The sequence below is a fragment of the Arsenicibacter sp. R0_47 genome (assembly GCF_057652235.1).
The window spans coordinates 45,054-70,999 of sequence record NZ_JBYFCJ010000032.1; the positions used below are offsets into that span (position 1 = coordinate 45,054).

21 protein-coding genes are annotated in these 25,946 nt (G+C 51.0%); 4 read left to right on the plus strand and 17 right to left on the minus strand.

All coding sequences use genetic code 11. The annotated features are described in order from the left end of the window. Positions 1-12 precede the first annotated feature (12 nt). Entirely contained in the window at positions 13-594 is a 582-nt protein-coding gene (nudK, locus tag AC23NW_RS30665; RefSeq protein ID WP_487454330.1) for a GDP-mannose pyrophosphatase NudK, read from the minus strand. A gap of 66 nt (positions 595-660) precedes the next feature. Between nudK and AC23NW_RS30670 the strand changes: the two genes are divergently transcribed. After that, positions 661-1,404, plus strand: coding sequence for a DeoR/GlpR family DNA-binding transcription regulator (locus AC23NW_RS30670; RefSeq protein WP_487454332.1), 744 nt, complete (start codon positions 661-663; stop codon positions 1,402-1,404). 5 nt (positions 1,405-1,409) lie between these two features. Here the strand turns inward: AC23NW_RS30670 and AC23NW_RS30675 are convergent, their stop codons facing one another. Both AC23NW_RS30675 and AC23NW_RS30680 read right to left on the minus strand, forming a co-directional pair. Further along, the gene (locus tag AC23NW_RS30675; protein ID WP_487454333.1) at positions 1,410-1,901 is read right to left on the minus strand and encodes a hypothetical protein; all 492 of its coding nucleotides are present in this window, start codon (positions 1,899-1,901) and stop codon (positions 1,410-1,412) included. A gap of 14 nt (positions 1,902-1,915) precedes the next feature. Next, positions 1,916-2,368, minus strand: coding sequence for a hypothetical protein (locus AC23NW_RS30680; RefSeq protein WP_293833151.1), 453 nt, complete (start codon positions 2,366-2,368; stop codon positions 1,916-1,918). Positions 2,369-2,627: 259 nt separating this feature from the next. On the opposite strand from AC23NW_RS30680, the gene AC23NW_RS30685 reads away from it, so the two are divergent. Continuing rightward, on the plus strand, positions 2,628-3,521 hold the full coding sequence (locus tag AC23NW_RS30685) for a bestrophin family protein (RefSeq protein ID WP_487454334.1): 894 nt from the start codon (positions 2,628-2,630) through the stop codon (positions 3,519-3,521). Here AC23NW_RS30685 and AC23NW_RS30690 read toward each other — a convergent pair. The 14 genes from AC23NW_RS30690 to AC23NW_RS30755 all read right to left on the minus strand — a co-directional run bounded on the left by AC23NW_RS30690 (position 3,518) and on the right by AC23NW_RS30755 (position 23,867). Next, positions 3,518-6,124: a M1 family metallopeptidase gene (locus AC23NW_RS30690; RefSeq protein WP_487454335.1), complete on the minus strand. Its 2,607-nt coding sequence runs from the start codon at positions 6,122-6,124 to the stop codon at positions 3,518-3,520. The two genes, AC23NW_RS30685 and AC23NW_RS30690, sit on opposite strands and share 4 nt — an antisense overlap. 88 nt (positions 6,125-6,212) lie before the next feature. Beyond that, a complete protein-coding gene (locus tag AC23NW_RS30695) occupies positions 6,213-7,784 on the minus strand; it encodes a T9SS type B sorting domain-containing protein (RefSeq protein WP_487454337.1) in 1,572 nt (523 codons plus the stop codon). 1,024 nt (positions 7,785-8,808) lie between these two features. Beyond that, the gene (locus tag AC23NW_RS30700; protein WP_487454339.1) at positions 8,809-9,741 is read right to left on the minus strand and encodes an NADP-dependent oxidoreductase; all 933 of its coding nucleotides are present in this window, start codon (positions 9,739-9,741) and stop codon (positions 8,809-8,811) included. 123 nt (positions 9,742-9,864) lie between these two features. Next, the gene (gene acs / locus AC23NW_RS30705; protein WP_293833143.1) at positions 9,865-11,772 is read right to left on the minus strand and encodes an acetate--CoA ligase; all 1,908 of its coding nucleotides are present in this window, start codon (positions 11,770-11,772) and stop codon (positions 9,865-9,867) included. A 151-nt stretch (positions 11,773-11,923) separates the two neighbouring features. Next, complete coding sequence (locus AC23NW_RS30710; RefSeq protein WP_487454341.1) at positions 11,924-13,852, minus strand: propionyl-CoA synthetase; 1,929 nt, start codon at positions 13,850-13,852, stop codon at positions 11,924-11,926. A 238-nt stretch (positions 13,853-14,090) separates the two neighbouring features. Beyond that, on the minus strand, positions 14,091-14,459 hold the full coding sequence (locus AC23NW_RS30715) for a response regulator transcription factor (protein WP_293833139.1): 369 nt from the start codon (positions 14,457-14,459) through the stop codon (positions 14,091-14,093). Positions 14,460-14,541: 82 nt separating this feature from the next. After that, positions 14,542-17,283: an ATP-binding protein gene (locus AC23NW_RS30720; protein WP_487454343.1), complete on the minus strand. Its 2,742-nt coding sequence runs from the start codon at positions 17,281-17,283 to the stop codon at positions 14,542-14,544. Continuing rightward, positions 17,276-17,488 carry a hypothetical protein gene (locus AC23NW_RS30725; protein ID WP_293833135.1) on the minus strand — a complete coding sequence of 71 codons (213 nt, stop codon included), beginning with the start codon at positions 17,486-17,488 and terminating at the stop codon, positions 17,276-17,278. Before AC23NW_RS30725 ends, AC23NW_RS30720 begins: the two co-directional genes overlap by 8 nt. A 73-nt stretch (positions 17,489-17,561) precedes the next feature. Next, positions 17,562-17,786, minus strand: coding sequence for a DUF6814 family protein (locus tag AC23NW_RS30730; protein WP_293833133.1), 225 nt, complete (start codon positions 17,784-17,786; stop codon positions 17,562-17,564). 32 nt (positions 17,787-17,818) lie between these two features. After that, complete coding sequence (locus AC23NW_RS30735) at positions 17,819-19,411, minus strand: MFS transporter (RefSeq protein WP_293833131.1); 1,593 nt, start codon at positions 19,409-19,411, stop codon at positions 17,819-17,821. Between the two features lie 63 nt (positions 19,412-19,474). Then, complete coding sequence (locus AC23NW_RS30740; protein ID WP_487454345.1) at positions 19,475-20,863, minus strand: porin; 1,389 nt, start codon at positions 20,861-20,863, stop codon at positions 19,475-19,477. 153 nt (positions 20,864-21,016) lie between these two features. Beyond that, positions 21,017-21,436, minus strand: coding sequence for an IS1/IS1595 family N-terminal zinc-binding domain-containing protein (locus AC23NW_RS30745; RefSeq protein WP_293833127.1), 420 nt, complete (start codon positions 21,434-21,436; stop codon positions 21,017-21,019). 204 nt (positions 21,437-21,640) lie between these two features. Beyond that, positions 21,641-22,285: a carbonic anhydrase gene (locus tag AC23NW_RS30750; protein ID WP_487454347.1), complete on the minus strand. Its 645-nt coding sequence runs from the start codon at positions 22,283-22,285 to the stop codon at positions 21,641-21,643. After that, a complete protein-coding gene (locus AC23NW_RS30755; RefSeq protein WP_487454348.1) occupies positions 22,251-23,867 on the minus strand; it encodes a SulP family inorganic anion transporter in 1,617 nt (538 codons plus the stop codon). Before AC23NW_RS30755 ends, AC23NW_RS30750 begins: the two co-directional genes overlap by 35 nt. 107 nt (positions 23,868-23,974) lie before the next feature. Here AC23NW_RS30755 and AC23NW_RS30760 point away from each other — a divergent pair, with 107 nt between their 5' ends. Continuing rightward, entirely contained in the window at positions 23,975-25,207 is a 1,233-nt protein-coding gene (locus AC23NW_RS30760; RefSeq protein WP_487454349.1) for a THUMP-like domain-containing protein, read from the plus strand. Continuing rightward, entirely contained in the window at positions 25,188-25,907 is a 720-nt protein-coding gene (locus AC23NW_RS30765) for a hypothetical protein (RefSeq protein WP_487454350.1), read from the plus strand. The genes AC23NW_RS30760 and AC23NW_RS30765 overlap by 20 nt, the downstream gene beginning before the upstream one ends. Positions 25,908-25,946 lie beyond the last annotated feature (39 nt).

Genomic DNA, 25,946 nt, shown 5'->3' on the forward strand with positions numbered 1-25,946 from the left:
CCCGGAAGGTTCTTAATTCACCGGCAGTATGCCTTTCAGCTGCAGATGCTGAATCAGCAGCAGGGTCTTCCCATCCATAATCTCACCGGCACTTGCCATCCGGACCGCTTCACGGAACGGCAGCTCCAGCACATCAATTTCCTCTTCTTCCACTCCACCCCCATCGGCGACACGGCTGTTGCTGCTGTACTCGGCGACATAAAAAAACAGCTTTTCCGTTACGGAGCCGGGGCTCATATAGGCCTCAAACGCTTTCGTTACCGCATGCAGGCGATACCCTGTTTCTTCTTCCACTTCGCGGCGAATCGCCACATCCGGCTGATCATTATCAAGCAGACCGGCACAGGCTTCAATCAGCATACCCGTGGCATTACCGTTGACATAGGTCGGTAAGCGAAACTGCCGGGTCAGAATTACAGTCTCCTGTTCACGATTGTACAACAGAATCGTTGCCCCGTTGCCCCGGTCATATGCCTCCCGTGACTGGGTTTCCCAGCTTCCGTTTTTACGCTGATAGTCAAACGTGATTTTTTTGAGGACATACCAGTTATCTGACAGTACTTTTTCTTCTGATATTCGGATTCGATTGTTCACTTTGTTCGTATTTGATCGTTTTTGATTATTTTTGAACAAATAAAAAGGATATCTATGAATTTTCAAATGCGCAAACAGATAATTCTGCAAACACTTGAGCAAAAGGACAGTGCTGACGTTAAAGAGCTGGCCGGACTGCTGCATACGTCAGAGATTACGATACGGCGGGACTTAGCGCTACTGGCTGAAAAAGGATTGTTAGTCCGTACACACGGGGGTGCCGTACGGCCCGGGCTCGCAAAAGATCCGGTTTCGTTTATTAACAAAGCCGCTGTTAATCAGGCGCAGAAAGAGTACATCTGCCAGCTGGCTCTGCGGGAGATCAACGAAGGGGATACTATTTTTATGGACTGCGGCAGTACAACGTTTCTGCTCTGCCCGCTGATCAGGCACCTGTCAATACGGGTTGTTACCAATTCGCTACCGGTTGTAAATGCCCTACTTGACTGCGACGTAACCGTCAATATGGCCGGGGGAGAAATTGACAGCAAGCGGCAGGCCGCCCACGGACTGATGGCAGTGGAGCACATTCACCGCTACAAGGCCGATCTGGCATTGCTGGGCGTTGACGGGATTTCGCTGGCCAACGGGCTGAGTGCCAACAGTGAAACAGAAGCCGAAATGACAGTGGCAATGGCAGCCAATGCCCGGCGAGCTATACTGCTGTGTGATTCCAGTAAACTGGAAAAAGACAAGTACTTCCGGTTTGCCCCTTTATCGCAGTTTGATGCAATCATAACTGACCAAAAAATAACGCCTGCCTTGCTGGCATTATACCGGCAGGCAGGCGTCAATATCTATAACGTGTGAGCGCTTTACCGCCCTCTGACTTCTTTAGTTTCAGCCTTCAGGCGTTCAACTTCCTGCTCAAGACTGTTTGATTTAAAGTAATAGTACAGAAAACAGGCCAGAAAGATTTTACCCAGAATAAAGACGGCGATAAACGCGGGCCGCCATAATTTATGAACCCGTAAATGGGTGTCATTGAACTCAACCTCCAGATACTCCGGTTTTGGCGGTTCCTGTGTTCTGGCTCCCTGTTCTGAAAACGGGTCTTTGTAGGGCTGGTGCTTCTGTATTTCAGTCCGGCCAATCCGGGCCTGAATTTCTGTCCATGTCCGGGCAGGTGGCGGGACAGCACTTTCCAGGCAAAGCACCTCAATCTCTTCTTCCAGATGCAGCAGCGATTCCTTAATTTCCGGATACGCAAACGCCATCTCCTGTACTTCCCGCTCCTCTTCCTCCGAAATCACTCCAAGTAAATAGGCTTCCAGAATGCCACTATTTATATATTCCCGGGTATTCACGTTGTTAAGATAAGTTACAGTTTACGAAAAGATTTTACATACTCCCGGATTGCCTTCAAAATGTCAGGCTTGGCGATACCATACTGACTGGCAATAGTGTCCAGCGGTACGCCTTGCTTATACGACAGATTAAATAATACTTCAGGGGTCAGCACCTCTTTTTTTGAGACGCTACCTGACCCATTCGTCACATCTTTTTCCAGTATTTGCTTCGCGCCGAATGCCTTTTCCCGCGTTATTTTTATGATACACGCAAGGGCACTCCCCGTTTTTGTGTAGCAGTGTTTCAGCTCCGCAGACGAGAATACATCTACCAGAATCTGCTGGGCAAGGGCTTCCTGCGGCACAATCTGCAGAATCATTCCATAAGCGATTGCCCCGAAGCGATTATATAACGCTAAAGAATCAACAGATCCTAAGGCAGCATGCGCCTTTGCTGAATCGGTTGACTGTTTCAGTTCATTCATCTTTCTGCTTTTTTTGGCACTTCATGCTTACTGAATCGATAAGCACCCGACCTCACACAAACACCTCATCATCAGACAAATAAAGCATATTATACTAGGATCGGTATTACATATTCCTGCTATGTGATCATATACCAATAGCCTTCAAATATACTATTCTTTATATGCTTTTCGCTATTATAGATTGACTTTTGATCTAATCTTGATAACTTTTTTGAGCGCAGCTGTATTTTTGGGTTCTAAACGCTGATCAACGCTGATGGTTAACTACGATTCAAAAGAATGGCTTCGCTTTTTCATCAATTTTCCGAAAGCGGATACCGTTCGTAAACTAATGCCCTATATGTTCGTGATGGGCATTTATTCACTCGGCATCTCTTACCTGATTATTGATATATGGGAGCTCAGGGATACCTCCGATCTGCGGAATATCTCACTGATGCACTCGCTGCTTGGCTTTGTGATCTCGATGTTACTCGTGTTCCGGACCAATACTGCCTATGACCGCTGGTGGGAAGGCCGCCGACTTTGGGGCTCACTCGTCAACAACAGCAGAAATCTGGCGCTGAAAATCAACACACTTATACCGGAAAAACATGTCAATGAACGGAATTTCTATCGGTTCATGATTCCTAATTTTGCCTTTGCGCTGAAGAATCATTTACGAAGCCATTTTCTGGCGGCTGAATTTACGGAGACCAGCTTATTTAAACTATATGATCTTCGTCAGTATGACCATATCCCGAATCAGATTGCCGGCGCCATTATGGCTCAGACCGTTGATCTCCAGCGGCGGGGTATCCTGCTGCCGGAGCACCTGCTGTTTCTTAATCCTGAGCTGCAAAGTCTGATGGATGTATGCGGCGCCTGTGAGCGTATCCGTAAAACGCCGATCCCTTATTCGTATAGCGCTTTCCTGAAGAAATTCATCATTTTTTACTGCATAACCCTGCCGCTGGGGTATGTGTTCAGCCTGCACTATCTGGTTATTCCGTTTGTCATCTTTATCTTTTACGTACTGGCCAGCCTGGAAGTTATTGCCGAAGAGATCGAAGACCCCTTCGGCACCGATTCGAATGACTTACCGCTCGACGATATCAGCGCCGGGATACACGCTACGGTTGGGCAGGCCTTCCCGGAATCAAGGGCCTAAGACTTCGGATAAAGCAGGTGTGCTGACCGGAATACGCCGTCAGCGGCCTGTAATACTTTCGCTTTCAGGCGTGGATTGTACTGCGGACGCTTTGCCAGAAAGGTTTTCACAGTATTAGCCACTGCCGGCGACTGATAACTGCCCAGCGTTGCCCGCATCCACGATTCCGGGAAAAAGATATCACCTGTCCGCTGAATTTCTTCCAGCAGTTCCAGGCTTTCCTGCACATATGCAGCGGATGTACCGGCCCGTAGCGGGTGGTGCAGGTAGCCCAGTGCTCCCGTTACCCACGCCTCCCGCTCGCGATTAGCAGGGTCTTTCAGCGAGGCGAAAAAAGCATCCCGCTCCCCGGCCTTTGCCGACAGGGCGGGCATCATAAACTGTAGCCGCTTGCGGCGATCCGTGTTTTGAATACGGCTGAGCTGTTGGGTCAGAATACCTTCGGCCGGATAATCCCGTACGGCCAGGGCAAGCGCCAGACTAGTGTAATCGTCTTCGGTCAGTTTGACGCCGTTCGGTGCTTTCTGGTCTTTCCAGATCGCATATAACCGGTCTTTAGCTTCGGTACCGGAGGCGATACTCTGATAACAGCGGAACAGGAGTTTTTTCTTATTCGCATCCGGCTGCTGCTGCATCACATTCCAGATGGTCGTTTCCAGTTCGGCCGCCAGAGCGGTACGGTCTTCGGGTTTTGTAAACCGCCAGAAAATATCCGACAGCTGACCAGTCAGCAGCCGCAGGTTCAGTTCTTCTTTCTCCGTGCCCAGCAAGCTGGTATAGAGCTTGCCGATCTGTGCCGGACTAACCCATTTGCCGCTGAGCATGTTTTCGTAGAGGTTAATGTAGGCACTTGCCCGCATCACCGGATTGGTCAGCCTGCTCATGCCGGACAGCATCCGGGTATCGACCGGAAACAACCCATAGCCCTGCCCCGAGGAGTTAAACAAGACAAACAACGGTGTCGGTTTGCCGGTTGCCTCGGTTAGTACGGATCCTGCCTGCTTCATATCGACCGTTAACTCCTCAACATGATCAGGATACACGAGTGCTACCTCAAAAAACTGTGGCCAGGTACGGGCCTGTCCGTCTTCGCCCCGCTGGCTGACCGACAGGCGGGTAATCTTACCGCCAGCCGACAGTAACTGGTAACTGAACTGCGGACGGCCCGTCTCGTTGACCCAGACGCGGTTCCACTTCTGTAGATCGACCGGTGTCCGGGCATCCAGGATCGCAATCAGATCAGGCCAGGTAGCATTGCCAAAGGCGTATTTTTTGAGGTACTCCCGCAAACCGTCCCGCAGGGCATCCTTCCCCATCAATCGCTCCAGCTGCCGCATCATAATCGGGGCTTTGTGGTAGATAATCCCGCCGTAGAGCGTACCGGCTTCCTGCAGATTGGCCAGCGGCTGTTCTATCGGGTTTGCTCCTTTGGTCCGGTCAACATCATAGGCCGCTGGAAAATGGGCCAGCAGAAACTCCAGATCATAATTGCCGCCCGGCATACTGACCTGCGTAATTTTATCGGCGATGAAGTTGGCAAACACCTCTTTCATCCAGACATCGTTAAACCACTGCATCGTTACCAGATCACCGAACCACATATGGGCCGTTTCGTGCGCAATCAGGGTTGCACGGCTCAGTTTCTGATCGCGGGTAGCCCCGTTGTCCAGAAACAGGCTCGATGACCGGTACTGAATGGCACCGACGTGTTCCATGCCACCATACTGAAAATCAGGAATGGCCGCAAAATCAAACTTGTCAAACGGGTATTTAAGCTGCGTATAGTCTTCCAGAAACGTCAGCGCGTCGGCATGTATGCCGAATACCGGCTCCATACTCAGCCGGATTTTTGTGGTGTCGGTCTCGCGGTGAAAAAAACGCATCGGCCAACCGGCTGGTTTTTGCTCAACCGCATTAAACTTACCGGCAACAAACGAAAACAGATACGGGCTGATGCGGGCCGTCGGCGCAAACCGGTAGGTTGTTTTACCGGCAGCTACCGCCGAATCCAGCAGCGGGGCATTGGTCATCGCCTTCCAGGCCTGCGGTACAGTCATTGTCAGCTGAAAGGTGGCTTTCAGGTTTGGCTGATCAAAACAGGGAAAAACAGTTCTGGCACGGTCGGGCACCAGCAGGGTATACAGAAAATCGTCGTTCCGGTTCAGTGACAGATTACCCGCTGTAAACTGAATGGCAATCTGATTCTTACCGGCTTTCAGTTGTGCCGGCGTAACGATAATATGCTCTTTATCAAAGACTACCGGAATATCAACACCATTTACGGCCACCCGCTGAATGGCCTGTCGCTGCTCCTTAAAATCGATCTGAAGCGGAACATCCGTTTTTTTCCAGTCGAATGAAATCGTTTCGGAGGCCGGAATCGGGGCAGTTTTGGCTTCCGGAATGGCAAGCGTTAAGGTATACCCGAGGTCTGTAATGGTCTCTTTGCGATGCATGGCCAATGCACTTGACACACCGGTTTCGAGGATTGGCCGCACAGGTCTGGCTTTTGGTTTAGGACGGGGCCGCGAAACACCCGGAAGGGTTGCGGGGCCGGTTAAAAGCGCAAGTATCAGGCTAACAGAGAGCGCGCTGTTTTTCATGAGGGTAATCAGCTAATGCAGGTTGTTGACGGGCCATGCGGCCAATCCGGGCAAATTAGCGAACAACCCTCTGTTTTGCAACCGGCCGTCAGCGGAGAATAGAAACCGTTCCGCGTAGTTCCGGATGCCGGGGCGCAGGTTTGATAATGTACGGATAAGGGCCCGTAGCCAGCTCGTTGCCCTGGAAAATACCGTTAAACGGTTCTGTATAGCCTTTCTGCGACCAGTAAATTACCTCTCCCCAGCGGTTAAATATCGTGATTTCGGCATCCGGAAAGGCTTCAATCCCGTGCAGTACCCAGACATCATTGACACCATCACGATTGGGCGTGAAAGCATCCGGTACCCATAACCGTTCTACTACAATGATCAGAATGGAATCTTTGGCTTCGCAACCATACTGGTTTTTCACCCATAGTGCATAGGTAATATCTTTCTGAATATCCGTAACCGTGGGGGCGGCGACGCTGGTTTCGGACAAATACAGTGGCGGCTGCCAGTTATACCAGTCCGGATTGCCGGTCATGGCAGGTTGCAGCGTAAAGGTATTGCCTTTGAAGGTGGTCATGGTATCCGGCATCTGAATGGTCGGCACCGGCGATACAACGGCCACCTGCGTCGCCGTCGTCGGGGCACATTCAGGCGCCGGCCGCACGCTATACGTAAGCACATGGTCGCCCACGCCAGCCAGTGCCGGGCTGAACTGGCTGCCGGTTACCCCACTCCCCGAAAACACGCCGCCGGACGGGCTCCCGTTCAGCGAATAGGCAGCGGCAGCCGATCCGCAGACCGCAGACACCGCCGTCATGGTTACCACAACCGGTGCCACGGAAACCACCGTAAATGAAGGAGATACGCCGGTACATCCATAGGTATCAATCGCGGTCAGACTGAATACACCGATCACCTTTGTGGTATAGCTGGTGCCTGTGACACCTGGTAAAACGCCGTTATCTTTCTGCCAGATGTAGCTGACACCACCGCCGGCCCCAAGTGCCAGTGAGTCATTGGGACAGAGCTTATTATGACCCGCCAATGAGCTGATGGTAGCCGATACGGCCGCCGACCGCGTAATGGTGAGCGATTGGCTGTTCCCCACACACCCGTATTTTGTATCAATTCCCTGCACAAAATACACACCCGGCTGGCTTACCCGCACCGAATCATGCGTCTGCCCCGGCATCTGGCTATAATTGTAATACCACTGAAACCGGGTATTGGCCATGGCGGTCGTGGAGAAACTGACCGACCCATCGGTTGCACACAAATGTCCGCTTTCCTTAATCGCCGGACTGACATCAATCACCGTCAGCAGAATCGCGTTGGATTCGACCGACATACCACAGGTTGTACTCAGTGAAGCCAGCACGGTATATTTGCCGGGATCTTTGACAGTCAGCGTGGTTGAGGTGGCATTGGCCAGGTTCGTACCATCCCGCCGCCATTGATACACCCACATAGAATTGGTGTTCGTCTGTAAACTAATGGTTGCTCCCTGACAGATGGTTGTCGAAGTCATCGACGTTGGCTGGCTGACAATATTCGCAACCGGATCCAGTTTCACCGGGGGCGGGCAGTCGATGACCAGAAACTGAAAATCACGCCGGACCTCCCCTATTTTAACCCCGTTGCGGTATTCTTCTACTTTAACTGCGAACACGTATAACCCGAGCTTGTCAGCGGTAACTGATAGTTGTCCGGTTTGGGGGTCTATATTTAACGTAGGATTCCCGGTTATAGAATTTGTTTCACTATATCCGGATACCCAATTTATATCCGGATAGGGACCGGCCGACAGCGCGTTATTGTTTCCATTACCATTAGTACTTTTATGATTTAACGGAGTTATCATGCTATAACGCAGTTCATCCCCGTCCGGATCAGTCCCTCCAAATGCATATGTGAATGGCTGGTTGATACAAACATATTCTCCGTTGATGGCCGGAAAGTGAGGAGATGAATTTTTATAATACCCCCCGGCACGCTGCAAAGCCGGAAACTCCAAATAGAATGTAAAGCCAGTTCTACCTGGGTCAATTATATTATTGATGTCATTATTACGGTTCCGGGTTTGAAAAGACATATAATAACCTAATTCATCATTATATTCACTCGGAGCAAGTTGTATTTCTGCCTGATAAACGGCAACGATCATATCTTTTGATCGTTGGTTAGCACATAAACTATTAGTATAAACAACAGGAGTACGTCCACCAATGATGTTTACATTAAACACCAGCATTTGTACATCATCTCTTTTCCGGTAAATTCCAACCCGCCCCCCTGTAATTTCATTCCCGCTTGAATTGTTTTCCAGATAATTCGTAACAACAACTTTAAAGTGTCCGGGTACATCCCCAACCGCCTGCATTTCTAGCTGCCCGCCGACCTGATGGGTAGCCAGGGCAGGTATTGCCAAACACATCAGAATAACCCAGCGGATAACTGGTGAAACCGGCAGTCGCATAATACTTTAAGTAAACGTTGACGCTCAAACCAAATACTTGCTTAACACACACTCGCCTTACTACCTCATTATGGCACTATAGTTCTTAAAGACGCCACATTTGTTTGTCTAATACGTCAATTTACCGAATATCGTTGCGATCCTGCACTACAGTTCATAAAAAAAGGCTCTGACGTTTCATCAGAGCCTTTCCGGGTTATTTATTTTTTTTAATCCCTTAAAAATGAAGCACAATCTTACCGGAAGTACGGCGGCTTTCCAGCTGCTGATGCGCTTCGGGCATGTGGTCTGCCGGTAGTACTGCCTGTACGGTAATGGTCAGTTTTCCATCGGCAATCAGGTTACTGATGCTTTCCATATCCGCAGCACTCGTATGTACCAGGATCCGTTCGGCGTGGATGTCGGGGCGTTCGGCCAGGACTTTATCCATCGCTCCGTAGGCAATTGAAATGAGCCGGCCGCCCGGCTTCAGCACCTTTGCCGACTCAAAAATGGTATCGGCGCCCGAGCAGTCAAATACCAGATCAACATTGCTGACGGCGTCGGCTACTTTGGTCGTTTTATAGTCAATGAATTCGTCGGCGCCCAGCGAGTTGACAAAGGCTTCGTTTTTGCCCGATGCGGTCCCGATCACGCGGGCACCGTACGCTTTCGCAATCTGAACGGCCAGGTGACCAACGCCACCCGACGCCGCCTGAATCAGTACGGTTTCCCCCGCCTGAAGTCTGCCATGTTCCAGTAACCCCTGAAACGCGGTCAGGGCGGCCAGCGGTGCAGCCGCCGCTGCCTCGAACGAAAGGCCCTCAGGCTTCAGGGCCAGATGCGCTTCGGGGGCAGCAATGTATTCCGCATAGGCGTGTGCGGGCGACGGAAAGTTAATCATGCCATATACCGCATCACCAACGCTGAACCGGGTAACGTTTTCACCGGTTTCCACAACTTCACCGGCGGCGTCCCAGCCCAGAATAATCGGATGTGAATAGGCTTTTGCGTAAGGCGCAACGCCGCTCCGTGTCTTATAATCGGCGGGATTCACACCGAATGCTTTTACCTGAATCAGTACTTCGTCGGCCTTAATGGCGGGTTTAGCAACTTCCTGCACTGTAAAGTTCTCCGCTCCTCCCCAGTCTGTCAGAACAACTGCTTTCATAAATCGTCGTTTTGGTTTTATCCTTCAACAGGCATGCCGCCCGAAGAGTTTACATGGCAACAAACAAAAACCCCGCCCAACGCAACGTCAGACGGGGTTCCGCGAGAATCAAACAAACACTAATTAAGCTTTTACTTCGACTAACGCACCGGTCTTGATGTCATCGACTACCGACGGATCAAGCAGTGTTGATGTATCGCCCAGGTTTGATACGTCGCCCTCGGCAATTTTGCGGAGAATACGGCGCATGATTTTACCTGAACGGGTTTTAGGCAGCCCTTTTACAAACTGAATTTTATCCGGCTTGGCAATCGGCCCGATAATCCGGCTTACCGTTGCCAGAATATCGCGGCGGATCAGGTCTACTTCGTGGTCCGGATCGCTCTCCGTGATCACATAGGCATAAATGCCCTGGCCTTTGATGTCGTGCGGGTAGCCTACCACCGCACTTTCTACCACGCCGGTGTGCATATTGATGGCGTTTTCAACCTCGGCAGTACCAATCCGGTGGCCTGATACGTTCAGCACGTCATCGACACGGCCCGTAATCCGGTAATATCCGTCTTCATCGCGCAGACAACCGTCGCCGGTGAAATACAGGCCCGGATAGGTTGCGAAATAGTTGGTCCGGCAGCGCTCGTGGTCGCCCCATGTAGTCCGGATAATGCCCGGCCACGGGAATTTAATGCACAGGTTACCGCTCACGCCGTTGCCTTCGATTTCCTTGCCGTTTTCATCAACCAGAATCGGCTGAACGCCCGGCAGCGGCAGAGTCGCGTACGTTGGTTTGGTTTTGGTGATGCCGGCCAGCGGGGAAATCAGGATACCGCCGGTTTCGGTTTGCCACCACGTATCGACAATCGGGCAGTTCCCTTTACCGATATGCTCATCGTACCAGTGCCATGCTTCTTCGTTGATCGGCTCCCCGACTGAACCCAGTACGCGCAGACTGCTCAGGTCTTTGCCTTCGAGCGGTTGCAGGCCGAAACCCATCAGCGACCGGATCGCCGTTGGTGCCGTGTAAAGAATATTAACCTTATGCTTATCGACAATATCCCAGAAACGGCCGGCGTCCGGATAGGTCGGTACCCCTTCGAACATCAGCGAAGTAGCACCCGTCAGCAACGGACCATAGACGATGTAGCTGTGACCGGTAATCCAGCCAATATCGGCGGTACAGAAATGGATGTCGCCGGGCTCATACTGAAACACATTCTGGAAAGTATAGGCGGCAAAAACCATATAGCCGCCGCAGGTATGCACGACGCCTTTCGGCTTGCCGGTTGATCCGGAAGTATAGAGAATGAAGAGCGGATCTTCGGCGTCCATTTCTTCGGCCGGGCAATCCGAAGTCACCTGTTTCATTTCAGCCTCCCACCATACGTCGCGGCCTTTCAGCATCGACACGGCCGTACGGGTGTGGGTTAACACAATGACTTTCTTCACCGTCGGGCAGCCGATCAGGGCATCATCCACGGTATCTTTCATCGGAATCTGCTTGTTACCGCGCGACGCCCCGTCCGACGTTATGACGACCGAACACGCCGAGTCATTGATCCGGTCAGCGATTGACTGCGCCGAGAAACCACCGAATACCACTGAGTGAATCGCACCGATCCGGGCACAGGCCAGTACGGCCACGGCCAGTTCAGGTACCATCGGCATGTAGATACAGACGCGGTCGCCTTTCTGCACGCCATTGCGTTTCAATACATTAGCAAAGCGGCAGACATATTCATGCAGCATTTTATAGGTAAACGTAACGCTTGGCTCATGCGGGTCATTAGGCTCCCAGATGATCGCCGGATAGTTCGGGCGTTCCCGCACGTTACGGTCCAGTGCGTTTTCAGTGATGTTCAGTTTACCGCCCTGAAACCACTTGGTTTCCGCTTTTTCGAAGTTCCACTGAAGTACTTTTTTCCAGGGTTTCCGCCATTGGAATTCCTGAGCAATCTCTGCCCAGAAACCTTCCGGGTCTTCTACGCTATGATTATATGCAGCCTGATATTCGTCAAAGGTTCGGATACGCATAGGTCAAAAAATTAAAGGAATTGTCAAATGTCGGGTTAAAGGTAGAAACCTCCTTTTGAAAAATGGAACGTTTCTACGTTAAAACTTTGCTAAAATAGTATAGAATAACCAAAATGATAGTATTCGGCAATTCTGTAAGAGTATTGTCCAATCATATCGCCTGGAAGCGGAAGGCATGGCCAATATTCTGCGTCATCAGCCTGGCCCGGATTTCGTCCAGAATAGCCGGATCATCAATTGTAGATGGTACGGCATAAGGCTCGCCATCGGCTATCTGCCGGATGGTTTTCCGCAAAATTTTTCCGGAACGGGTTTTCGGGAGCCGTTTTACCACCAGTGCGTTCCGGAAATAGGCCACCGCCCCGATCCGGTCACGGATGATGCCGACCAGCTCTGCTTCCAGATGCGGCTCATCAACCTCAACCCCGTCTTTCAGGACCACCAGTCCAACCGGCCGCTGCCCGCGCAGTTCATCGGCAATACCAATCACCGCGCATTCTGCTACAGCCGGATGACTGCCGACCATTTCTTCCATTTCGCCGGTTGACAGCCGGTGTCCGGCCACATTGATCACATCGTCGACGCGCCCCATGATGTACACATACCCGTCGTCGTCGATATAACCGCCGTCACCGGTCAGGTAATACCCCGGAAAACGGCTCAGGTAGGATTGCCGGAACCGCGGCGTATCGTTCCAGAGCGTCGGCAGGCTGCCCGGCGGCAGCGGCAATTTAAGGCACACATACCCTTCTTCATCCGGCCCGAGCGGTTGCCCGTTTTCTCCCAGAATCTGTAGATTGAAGCCACAGACCGGCCAGGTAGCCGAACCAGCCTTCACCGGCACCGGCTCAATTCCCATCTGATTGGCGACCATCGGCCAGCCGGATTCGGTCTGCCACCAGTGGTCGATCACCGGCACCGGCACCACCTCCTGCAACCAGTGCAGCGTTGGCGGGTCGCACCGCTCACCGGCCAGGAACAGGTACCGCAGGCTGCTTATATCATACTTGTTCCGCAGCAAGGCTTCCGGATCTTCCTTCCGGATCGCGCGGAACGCCGTCGGAGCGGTGAACAGTACGTTAACACCATGCTGCTCAATTACCCGCCAGAACGTACCGGCATCCGGCGTCCGGACGGGTTTTCCTTCAAACAAAACTGTAGTGCAGCCCTGAATCAGCGGGCCGTAGACAATGTAGCTGTGTCCTACAACCCAGCCCACATCAGAAGCGGCCCAGAATACATCCCCGGGCTTTACGTCATAGATGGCCCGCAGGCTATAGGCCAGCGCAACCGCATGCCCGCCGTTATCACGGACAATGCCCTTGGGTTTTCCGGTCGTGCCGGACGTATACAGGATATACAATGGATCGGTGGCATCCAGCGGTATGCAGCCAACCGGATTTGCCTGCGCAACAGACGCCTGCCAGTCCAGATCACGGCGCGGATGAAGCGCTGCCGGATGCATAGGCCGTTGCAGAATCAGGCAGCGGACCGGCTGATGTGCTGACTGACGAAGGGCTTCGTCTAACAGTGGTTTATAGGGAATTACCTTTTCAAATTCAATACCGCACGACGCCGACAGAATTACCGTTGGTTTAGCATCGTCAATACGGATCGCCAGTTCGTGGGGCGCAAACCCGCCGAACACGACCGAGTGAATGGCACCGATGCGGGCACAGGCCAGTAAGGCGAAGGCAGCTTCGGGCACCATAGGCATATAAATGACAACTGTATCTCCCTTTCCGACCCCCAGCGTTTGCAGCAACCCTGCCAGCCGCGACACCTCATCCTGTAATTCGCTATAGGTAAACGTCTGTACGGTTTTTGTTACCGGTGAGTCATAGATCAGAGCCGTTTGCGCCCCCCGCCCTTGTTCAACATGGTAATCAACGGCCGCATAGCAGGTATTCAGTTTTCCGCCCGTATACCAGCGGGTCAGCCCCTCGTCGTCGGTCGACAGGATTTGAGTGGGTGCAGTGTACCAGGGAATGTACTGTGCCTGTTCGGCCCAGAATGCCTCAGGGTCGGCTAAACTGCTGGCATAGCGCTCTTTGTAGGATTGTGTAGTCAGACTATGCATAGGTCAAAAAATTAAGGGAATTGTCAAATTACAGACTAAAGGTAGAGAGCTCCCGGCAAAAAGGACAGTATTTAAGCTACAAAACTTCGCTAAATTGCTATAGACAACTATTTTAATATAACCTGCTGCCTGGAAACGGCTTATCTGTTAATTTACAGTCACGTAAAACGCAGCGCAGCGATTACCGGCCGGTAATCGCTGCGCTGTAACTGTCGTATCATGCTGTTTGCTGTCTTGTTCAGGCAGCCGCCTTCAACTGATTAATTTTTGCGATCAGGTCGCGGGTTGAGAATGGTTTCGGAATATACAGATCACCGCCAACGTCATAGCCTTTCTGCACATCAAGGTCTTTACTTTTGGCACTCAGGAAGATCACTTTCGCATGCCGGTAGTCAGGATGCTGTTTCACGAACTGACAAAGTTCGTAGCCATCCATCCGCGGCATCATGATATCGAGTAATAACAAGTCCGGTTTTTCCTGCTGAATCAGATCAAACGCCTCGCCCCCGTCCCGGGCAATATATACCCTGTACCCCTCTTTTTTCATCAGAAATTCGAGAGACATCAGAATATTAGGCTCATCGTCGGCAATCAGTACTTTCAGCATAGTTCAATTAGTTACCTCACCTGGCAGCGGGCTGCTCCTGTGCCCCACAAACTCAGGTACAAATATTTAAATAGAACAAGACTTATCCAAGTTCCTGCACAGATGCAAGCCGCTCAAACTGTGTTAACGGTAACCGGACGATGAAGGTTGCTCCCTGATCGGGGCGGCTCTCAACCTCGATACTGCCGTTATGTAATTCCAGTATCTTGCGGGTAATAGCCAGCCCCAGACCACTGCCTTTGGGCTTGCGGGTATTCCGGTCCTGAGTCTGGTAGAATTTTTCGAAGATCAGGGCATGATACCTGGGGTCAATGCCATGCCCGTTATCGGCTACAGCAACGACGTACCACATTCCCTGAAGATCGGCCCTGACCAGAATATGACCTTTATCTTCTTCACAGAACTTGATGGCGTTCGACAGTAAATTGATGAGTACCTGCATGATCCGGTCACGGTCAACGACCAGTGTTGTATCAGGGCAGGTATTAACGACCTCCAGCTGCATGCGTTTGTCAGTGGCAAGTTGCTCTACACTCTCGACCGCGTCCTGAATGACGGCCGCCATATCAGCCGGCTCCATCAGGAGTTTATTCCGGCCGGACTCGATCCGCTCTAAATCAAGTACCTGATTAATCAGCCGGGTTAGCCGCTCCGACTCCTTGATGATGGTACCCAGAAAATACCGGCGTGTTTCCTGATCCATTTCATCATTATCGTGCAGAATCTCCGACAAGGCGCGGATTGCCGTTATCGGCGTCCGGATTTCGTGGGTCACCGTCGACAGGAAATCGTCTTTCTGCTGATCGGCGGCCTTCAGCAGCTCATTGGCTTCCTTCAATTGTGCCGTCAGCTTTTCCAGTTCAATGGATTTGCGCCGCAGTTCCTTATTAACGGTCAGTAATTCGTGCGATACCTTCAGAATCTTAATTACTTCGTCCAGCGCAATGGGTTCTTCCTTGGCTACGGACGAGATCAAAATACGGGCCGATGCCGTTCCGACCGCCCCTGCCAGCAGCTTTTCAGTGTAGTTAACCAGCCGTGACTCTGCGAGGTAATTCTGCGTATTCAGCTGGTGTTTACGCATATAGCGCTCCATGGCACGCGTTGCCCGCTCTTCACCGAAAAACGTTGTGAGCAATGCGTTCAGATCGCTGACCAGCACCTTCCCTTTCCAGGCCACCGAACTGTCGTAGCGGCGGGCATACTCGAAAACATCCACAAACAACACGGCCTGATTGTGGTCGAGCGGGCTTTGCGGACGGTATAGCGATCCCCAGACGTAGCCGCCGATATTGACAAAAAACGACCAGAAAACGGAATGCGAAATCGGGTCAAAGCCCTGTAGCCCGAACAAGGTATACGGCCGCAGCCACCCCTGACCCATCGGGCCTTCTGTCATCCAGTGTGCAGGCAGCAGACCGGCTGTTACCAGCGTCGGCACAATCAGGGTATAAAACCAGACCGATGCGCCGAGGATCAGGCCTAACCGCGCTCCTGCCTGCGAACCGCGTTTCCAGTAAATGCCGCCGATGATGGCCGGCGTAAACTGCGCAACGGCCGCAAACGACATCATACCGACCGAAACCAGCGAAAAATGGTGGGATACTTCACGGTAATACTCATAGGCCAGCAACAGCATCCCCAGAATGGCCAGCCGCCGGATGTTGATCACAAACGTACTCCAGGCGTTGCCGATCTGCTTCTGCCATGACGGACGGCTTACCAGCAACGGCATAACTAAGTTATTGGATATCATTACACTTAGCGCTGTCGTTTCGACAATAATCATGCTGGACGCCGCCGAAAACCCTCCGATATAAGCCAGTAATGCAAGGCCCTTTTCGCCGAAGTGAAGCGGTAACGACAGCACATATACGTCGGCATCGTCAATGGGGTTATTCAGAATCAGCTTACCGCCGAACGCCAGCGGCAACACAAACAGACAGATCACAAACATGTAAAGCGGAAACAACCACATGGCTTTATTCAGGTGGCGTTCATCCACGTTTTCGACCACGGCCACCTGAAACTGACGGGGCAGAAAGAGAATGGCGGGCATCGACAGGACAATGTACCACAACCATTCAGTGGTCGAATGACCGGAATGAAACACAAAATGCTGCCTGAGTTCCGGTAGCTTTCCGGCGCGGCCAAAAATATCCGCCGGGCCGTCGAACAGGCCATAGGTCACATAAACCCCGACGGCAACAAAGGCAATGAGTTTAATGACTGATTCAAACGCAATGGCAGTGACCAGTCCCTCGTGGCGCTCGGTAGCCTCCAGTTTACGGGTGCCGAACAGAATGGTAAAGGCCGCCAGAATCAGCGTCATGTAAAACGACTGATCACTGAGCCAGATGGGTGTCGGGCCAACCAGGGACTGGCCCGACAACACCGCGAAACTTTCGGCAATTGCCTTTAGCTGAATGGAAATGTAGGGAATAATGCCAATCACACAGAGTATGGTAATCATGACGCCGATCCCACGGTTTTTGCCGTAGCGGGCAGAGATAAAATCGGCAATACTCGTGATGCGCTGTACTTTACAAATGCGGATAATCTTGCGCAGCACCGACCACCAGAGGGGCACTGTCAGCGTAGGTCCGATGTAGACCGACAAAAACTCAATGCCCCCCGACGCCGCCCGCCCGACACTACCGTAAAACGTCCAGGCAGTGCAGTAAACCGCCAGCGACAACGCATAGAAGTACGGACTGTTGAGCAGGCTCCCGCCCTGCCTGCTACGCCTTTCGGCCCAGAAAGCAATGCCAAACAGAATACTCAGGTAAAGCAGTGAGCAAAGCGTAATGGTCAGACTAGACATCGGTTGGTGACGAATCGTCGTTCTGCGGGTTTTGATGCAGTACTGCGGCTACCAGACCAATCATCAGCAGCCAGATACAGGTTACGTAAATATACAGCAACGGAATACCGGCAATCAGCACCGGCCGGTTGGCAATGGAAATAACGGGTTCCGTAAACAGGACAAAAAACAGAATGGCCAGTGGCAATAACCGTAACGACTTCATACTGATCGCGTTTTATAACTAATGCCCGGCGAGAAACCCGCCGGGCTTAGTGATCACCTAACCCATTACCAGCTTATTCATCTGTGCTGTATTCGCCCTGGAGGGCATACAAACCAAAGGTGACTAAGCCTCCTACTACAATCGGCATCAGGACAAATAAGATGATGATACCAAACACCAGATCATCCTGCTTACCGGACGCAAGTTTGGGCAAGCCAAACTGTACGATGCCGAAGTACCCTGTCAGGGCAGCAATAGCCAGCCAAAGGACACCTAAAATTTTCTTTAATCCGTTCATGATATATGTTCGTTAAAGGTCTTTGTTTATGATTAATCGTTTACTTGTTTGTCTTTGCCGTTGATGTAGACGACGCCGATAGCCAGACAGACAGCGGCCACAATGATCGGATACCAGAGCCCTTCCAGATACGGTGCGGCATACGGCAGGGCGTCACCGGCCTTCTCAGCAGCCGTATTCGCATCCTTTGCCTTAGTGGCCAGGTACGTAGCTACTGCCGGCAGTAAGCCCCCGAATACGCCGTTACCGATGTGGTATGGCAGCGACATGGACGTATACCGGATTTTGGTCGGGAACATCTCCACGAGGAAGGCCGCAATCGGGCCATATACCATCGTTACAAACAAAACCTGAATAAATACCAGCCAGATCAGGGTCCACTTATCGCTGTCGTTGATAGTAATCGTTTTTTTCACATCCGGTTTGGCTGCTTCAGCATTCGGATCCGGCGAGATTTTGAGTTTTGTTACCTCTTCATACTTCGTGCCGTCCGTATATTCCTTTTTCACCGTAATGGTCTGGATCGACCCGCCGGCTACTTTAGGGTCGGCCGCAACGGTTGAATCTTTGGTGGCGTTAGCGGTAATTTCCTGCTTGTTTTTCAGATTGGTTGTCTGGTACATGTTTTCGTACAGCGTCCGGTACGACAGGATAGCCACCAGCATACCTGCCATCATGATGCCTTTACGGCCGATGCGATCCGATAGCCAGCCGAAGACTACAAAAAACGGCGTACCCAGCAGCAGGGCAATCGTCATCAGCGCATCCGACTGCATCTTGTCGACGTTACATACCTTTTCGAGGAAACTCATGGCGTAGAACTGACCGGTATACCAGACCACACCCTGACCCATCGTCGCGCCAAACAAGGCAAGCAGGACAAACTTGAAGTTATACTTGTTCCCGAAGCTTTCTTTCAATGGGTTCGTCGACGCCTTACCTTCGGCTTTCACCTTTGCAAACAGCGGCGACTCCTTCATGTTCCGGCGGATGATATACGATACGAATACCATCAGGATCGACGCCAGGAACGGCACCCGCCAGCCCCAGTCGCTGAATGCTTCTTTCGACAGCGACATGCGGGTCAGCATGATCACCAGCAGCGACACAAACAAACCGATGGTTGCCGTTGTCTGAATCCATGAGGTCCAGTAACCACGGCGGTTAGCAGGGGCGTGCTCGGCCACATAGGTTGCCGCACCGCCGTATTCGCCACCCAGCGCAAGGCCCTGAAGCAGGCGCAATACAAGGACCAGCAGCGGTGCCATAAAGCCGATCGTTTCATAGCTTGGGATCAGACCAATGGCAAACGTAGCGCCGCCCATCAGCAGCAGGGTTACCATGAATGTATATTTCCGGCCGATCAGGTCACCGAGGCGGCCGAAGAACAGTGCACCGAACGGCCGTACAACGAAACCGGCCGCAAACGTTGCCAGTGTTGACAGGAAGGCCGCTGTCGGGTTTCCTTCAGGGAAAAATTTGGTTGCCAGAACAGATGCCAGCGAGCCGAAAATGTAAAAATCGTACCATTCGATCAGCGTACCTACCGATGAGGCCCCGATTACGCTGATTAGTGAACGGGTCTCGTCCGCCGACGATTTCGTGTTTGTAGGTTCAGCAATCATGTTTGTAGAAAGAGGTTAAAAGTATAGGGTTTATTGGTTGGTTGTCTTTCGGAATACGCAGGTTTATAAATATACCTGTGCCTGCAATATAAAGCTGCCTTTGCTGCCACTAATTGTATTTTTGTCCGTATAAACGGGCCGTGTTGAATACTGCGGCGTAATTTTAGCGTGGTGGCCGTCGAGGTAAAAGTTACAGCCCACATCAAAGCTACTGTTTGCTTTACCCAGCGCTTCGAAATTTTTGTAGGTATACGCGGCAAATGGCTGCACACGTGCTTTCGCATTATCGCCTTTTGGTAACAACAAGCCCGCCTGCGTATACCAGATAGTACCCGTACCGATCATTGGCTGCAGGTTACCCGGACCGGCCAGTGCTTTCGCATCCGTAAACTTCGGATCAACCGTACCAGGGTTCATGATACCGAGATTGCGCAGGTAATTTGGTCCGAAATTATTGCTGTAGAAGGTGCTATAGGTCGTAAGCGCCATGTTTTTCTTTTTATCCCCGAACGGCAGATCAGCAAACATGTCAACGGCAAACAGACTGATATTATGTTTCTGTACCACTCCGTTGCTCAGGCTCTGCGTCCCTTCCGGCTGGTGATAGAAGCCGGCTCCGATATTAAACACGCGTTTGGTACCGACATAGGTGCCCACTTTGAATGGCAGGATATTGGCCTCCTGATCCAGGAACTGGTATTCGAAATAGCCTCCGTAGGACATCCGGCTTACTCCGTTATTGTCTACGGCAGCGCCTTCGGTAGGTGCCAGGTTGGTCGCAAAGGGCTTGTTCCAGTTCATGCGGTACTCAAATTTCCCGAGTTTACCTTTGGCATATACCCCGAACAACCGCGCAAACTGGTCAGAATTTTCAATCAGCGGCCAGTTGAAAACCGGTGCATCAACCGCCAGAAAGTTCAGGGTACTGGCCGATGTCATCCGTGAAATGCCATGCCAGTAGTGCAGGCCAGCCCCTACAAACAGGGTCGATTTGTTGGCTTTACCTGTCAGCGGATTTTTTGTGGGAACTACCGCGTATTCATTCCAAACGTCATGAAAGAAAATACCAGGCTTTTTACCGGCTCCGTAACCGCCGGTTCCGCTCGTTCCGGCAGCTCCGCCGTTGAGAAACGTCTGGTTGTTGATACCAAAGTGCATCAGAATCAGGTAACGCGGGGTAATCTGCGCATACGCCAGCATCCGGAGACGACGGGCGCCGATGTCAGTTACGCTGGTAGCAGCCTGCCCGTTAATGGCCGTACCGGGGTTCATCTGCGTTGACCGGATCCAGATCTGGTTCCACATAATCAGCCGCATGTACTTGGTTCCCTCCTGGTTGAGGTTAAACTTTAAGCCGGATCCGTATTCAGACGAGCCTTGCGCCCTTGCAATGTCGGCACTGCCCCCGAAGAGGGCGAGGGCAGTTACCATAGTCAGGAATAGTCGTTTCATCAGTAGGTAAGAGTAGTTTTTGGTTTTGCGAGAATTCGATTCAAAACTGTATTCTTTCCCCTTACCGACGAAATAATTGGTATAGCTATGCTAAATGACTATAGGTAGTTTAAACGTAACCGTTTACGGGTTCTGCCGTATCACCGGCTTTACTTAATCCCTGAACCGCTCCCACTTGATGAGCATGAATTTGTCACCCAGTTCGGTCACGATCATGCCGGCACTGGTTACGTTATCCTTGTTGGCAAAAAACTCAGCCAACTCTTTGTGATTCAGTATTTTATAGGTCGGATGGTAGATATTTTTCTCCGGCACCCTGATCTGGTACTTTTTCACCCAGTTCATCACCGAAACATGGCTTACACCCAGCAAACGCTCGATCTCACGAAAGCTAACTCCCTCAATATAAAGCTGTAAAGCCTTAATTACATAGTATGTACTAATCCCTTTCCCTACTTTATCGACCGTGAAGTTATAATTACACTGTTTGCAGCGGAATCGCTGTCTGTCGTTGATGATCCCATTACGGACAGTATCCGTACAATCGCATTTCGGGCACTTAGGAGCAGCCATGTTCAGGTCAAAAAGGGTTTCTATAGGTATTTAGCAAATATATAGCAATTTAGCAAAATGAGAAAAGTTAATCACCAAATAATACCATTTACACAAAAGAAAAACGGTACCGGGAAGTCCCGGTACCGTTTACTTCGTTCCCATTTTGCTTTCTAAAACACATTGTTTACCCAATCAAGCAACCATTGGGTAAACAATGTCCGATTAATAGACGACGTTCGGGAAGCTGTAGTTGTAGATCGGATCAATTTCTGCGCCGGGCTCCAGCCTGACAATATCTTTTATTAAACCGGTACGGAGGTCAAAAACCCAGCCGTGCAGAATAGGACGCTGTTCACTATTCCAGGCAGCCTGGACTATGGCCGTTTTGGCAAGGTTATAAATCTGCTCCTGAACGTTCAGTTCAACCAGACGATCGAAGCGCTTCGGCTCTTCGCTGATGGCATCCAGTTCCGGACGGTATTTGGCATAAACATCCTTGATGTTACGAATCCAGTTATCGATCAACCCCAGATTACTGGGCATCATGGCAGTTCTGACACCACCGCATCCGTAATGGCCGCAGACAATAACGTGCTTTACTTTCAATACTTCAACCGCATACTGCAACACACTCAGCAGGTTCATGTCGGTATGCACCACCAGATTGGCGATATTACGCTGCACAAAAATTTCGCCCGGCTGAGCACCTGTAACCTGCTCGGCAGGCACCCGGCTGTCGGCACAACCGATCCAGAGGAACTTCGGCTTCTGGTCTGCTGACAGAACGTCAAAATATTCAGCGTCGGTGGCTACTTTATCGGCAGCCCACGCTTTATTGGCTAACAGTAGTTTCTCGTACTCTTGCATGATTTCGGATGAGGCGTTTGTTTTGAGTTATACTAATCAATTCATACTTAATATTCTGCGACCGCGCTGTTTCCGCATAATCTTCCAGCATACTGAAAATATCATGGTCGATAAACGAAGCAGCGCTGCCGTCAACATAAACCGTGTCACCGGGACGCAGGGAGGCCAGGGCTTCTTTCAACTGAGGCTTACTCAGAAAATACATGTCTTTCTGAAACTTGATCATTACTTTCTGTCCATCCCGGACAACCCTGAACGTTGACTGGTAATTGGTATATAATACGAAAAATATACCGAACACGGATCCTACCAGGATACCAATTAATAAGTCAGTGAACACAATTCCTAAAACCGTAACTACAAAAGGCGCAAACTGGTTAAAGCCGTCCCTATACATTTTAGCAAAGATGGCCGGCTTAGCCAGCTTATATCCGACGGTAATCAGTAACGCTGCCAGACAAGCTAACGGAATCATATTCAGCACAAAGCCTCCTAAAAAGACAGCCAGTAGCAGCAGTATTCCGTGCGTTATGGCCGACACGCGCGTTTTGGCTCCTCCATACACATTGGCTGATGTCCGGACAACAACCGATGTCACCGGCAGTCCGCCGATCAGGCCCGATAGCATATTACCGACCCCCTGAGCGACCAGTTCCTTGTCTGACGAGGACACGCGGCGCTGCGGATCCAGCCGGTCGGAAGCTTCCAGGTTAAGCAGTGTTTCCAGACTGGCCACCAGCGCAATGGTCGCGGCAACGGCGTATACCTGCGGATTGCCCAGCATGCTGAAATCCGGAAAATCAAAAATAGACGATATACTTTGACCCGGTTTCAGAACCGGTACCTGCACCATGTGCTGGTGCGCTGTGGTGCCCATATACCAGTCCGGCATTACGACCCGGAATAGCTCGTTGAGGCCAACCCCCAGGCATACGACGGCCAGCGCCCCCGGAAAACGCTGAAAAAAGCGGATTTTACGGCTGGCCATCCGCTCCCAGAAAATCAATACCAGCAATGAGGTCGCACTGATTGCTATCGCTCCTGGACTGGCTGTTGCCATGGCGCGATAGATTTCAGAGAGTGTATTTTCGCCGTCGGCCAGCTGCTGAAACTCAAATTCACCTTCATAGTCATTATCTCTCCCGAGCGCATGCGGAATCTGCTTGAGAATAATGACAATGCCGATGGCGACCAACATGCCTTTGATCACACTGTCGGGAAAAAAACTGCTGAAACGGCCGGCTTTTACAATCCCGAGAATTAATTGTAGCACACCTGCGAGCACAACAGCGACCAGAAAAGCCTCATAAGACCCTAACTTTGCAATGGAGTCGGCAACAATGACAGCCAGACCGGCCGCCGGACCACTGACGCTGACTTCTGAACCGGATAACGTACCGATAACGATACCGCCGATCATACCGGCCACCAGCCCCGAGAATAATGGAGCACCTGAGGCCAGGGCAATGCCCAGACATAACGGCAAGGCAACCAGAAAAACGGATAACCCCGCCGGCAAGTCAGCACTTAATAAATTAGCCCGATAATCACGAAATGTTTGAAAAGGGTTTACGTTTGACATTGTTTCTTTACAATGAGTCGGTTATAACGAATAGAGTGGTTTATCCGGAGGTTAATTTCCGGATGATCAAAATTAAAAAGAGATTAAAAAGTAAACTATTTATTTACTTGAAACCAGAAGAAATAATACTCAGCCAGGCCGAACAAACCTTCGTCAGAGAGCATATATCGGATAATGTACAGGAGTTAGCGCTTAAACTCCACAACAGCAATAATCTGTCTATCAAAAAGTTATCCAATCAGATACTTGCCCGGCAAAAAGCCCGGAGCAAGCATCCATCATGGTATGAAAATTTTTCACTTTTTTTTCCGTCACCACTGTCGGTCGAGCAGTCATCGTCTGAGTTAACGGCTGTATATAAAGCTTCTTTAGTTTCCGGTGACATGCTGCTGGATCTGACAGGAGGTATGGGGGTTGATACCTGGGCCTTCGCGAAACGCGCTAACGCAGTCCTATACGCAGAACGGTTTCCGGAGCTTGCAGCCATCACAGCACACAACCTTCAGGAACTGGGTTGCCGGAACGTAACGATACATGCAACAGATGGTATTGCTTTATTGCGGGCACAAACCCACCCTGCCGACTGGATATACCTTGACCCTGCACGGCGTGATGAACATGGCGGGAAAGTCGTTCGGCTAACCAACTGTGAGCCGGATGTAACTGCCTTGTGGCCCTTACTGCTGGCCAAAGGGCAGGCCATTATGATCAAAACCTCTCCCCTGCTCGACCTGGACACTACCATCCGGCAACTACCAGGCCTGACGGATATCTACATTATTGCCGTGCAGAACGAGGTGAAGGAAGTGCTGCTTATTGCCCGCCAGCCGGCAACAGCCGATCCGGTACCGATACAGATTCATGCCGTCAATCTTTTTGCGGACCGGGCTGTTACATTTTCATTCAGTCGGGAAGATGAGCGGCAGGTTGATATTCAGTTTGCCGATCCGGAAACGTATATTTATGAGCCCAATGCAGCTATTCTGAAGTCAGGAGCTTTCAGAACCCTTGCTGCCAGGCTAAATCTGAAAAAACTGGCCCCACATAGCCACCTGTATACTTCCACGGAGCCGGTTGATTTTCCGTTTGGCCGTACATTTCGGATGAAAGCCGTATGCAAGCCCGACCGTAAGGCGATTCAGTCCTATCTTCCAGCCGATAAAAAAGCGAATCTGACCGTGCGTAATTTCCCGCAACCGGCAGAAGAATTGAAAAAAAAGCTGGGTTTGCGGGATGGGGGTGACATTTACATACTAGCTACGTCTTTAAAAAACGGAGACAAGAAGTTACTGATTACTGAAAAATCAAATCCTTTACATCATGAAACCACAAAATCGTAAACGCAATAACCGGCCTACATGGTCCGGATCGGCTATCCTGAGTCTGCTGCTGTTATGCACCGTTGCGCTTGCTGCCTCACGGGCACAAGCTGTTTATGCCGGGGAGCAGGCTGTTGAAAAGGTAACGCTGCAAGGATACTTCCTGACGATTACTGCGGATAGTAAACAACTGGAAAAGGAATGGGAAGCCCAGCTGCGCACATTTGGCCGTGTCAATGCTGCCCGTGGCGTATACCGGGTTACCAACGCTGACATTCAGTCTGTTTCGACCGAGCCAATCAACCTGACCAGCCAGCTGAAAAGCTCGCGCGGCTCTTCTACACTGTTTGTCGCTTTTGATTTGGGCAGCGGTAACTTTATCAGACCCGGCAACGGAAATTCGGCGGCTGCCGAGCAATTGCTCAAAGATTTTGCTACCCAGGTACAGTACAACCAGGAAGTTAAGCTGGCGGAAACAGCGCTGGATGATGCCCAGAAAAACCACCAGAAAATGGTTCGCAACGGTGAGCGTCTGCAACGGGATCTGGATCGTAATAAAAAGGAGAAAGAGACACTCCTGAAACGTATTGACGAAAACGCGAAGGAACTGGAGCAACTGCTGAAAGACACCGAAACCAACAAAACGGATCAGTCAAACGCGTTAACAGAAATGGAAAACAAGAAGAAGGCACTTGAAGTGGTTAAAACTAAAAAGAACTGACAACTTCACCTATAAACGGAAGCCCGGCATCCTGCCGGG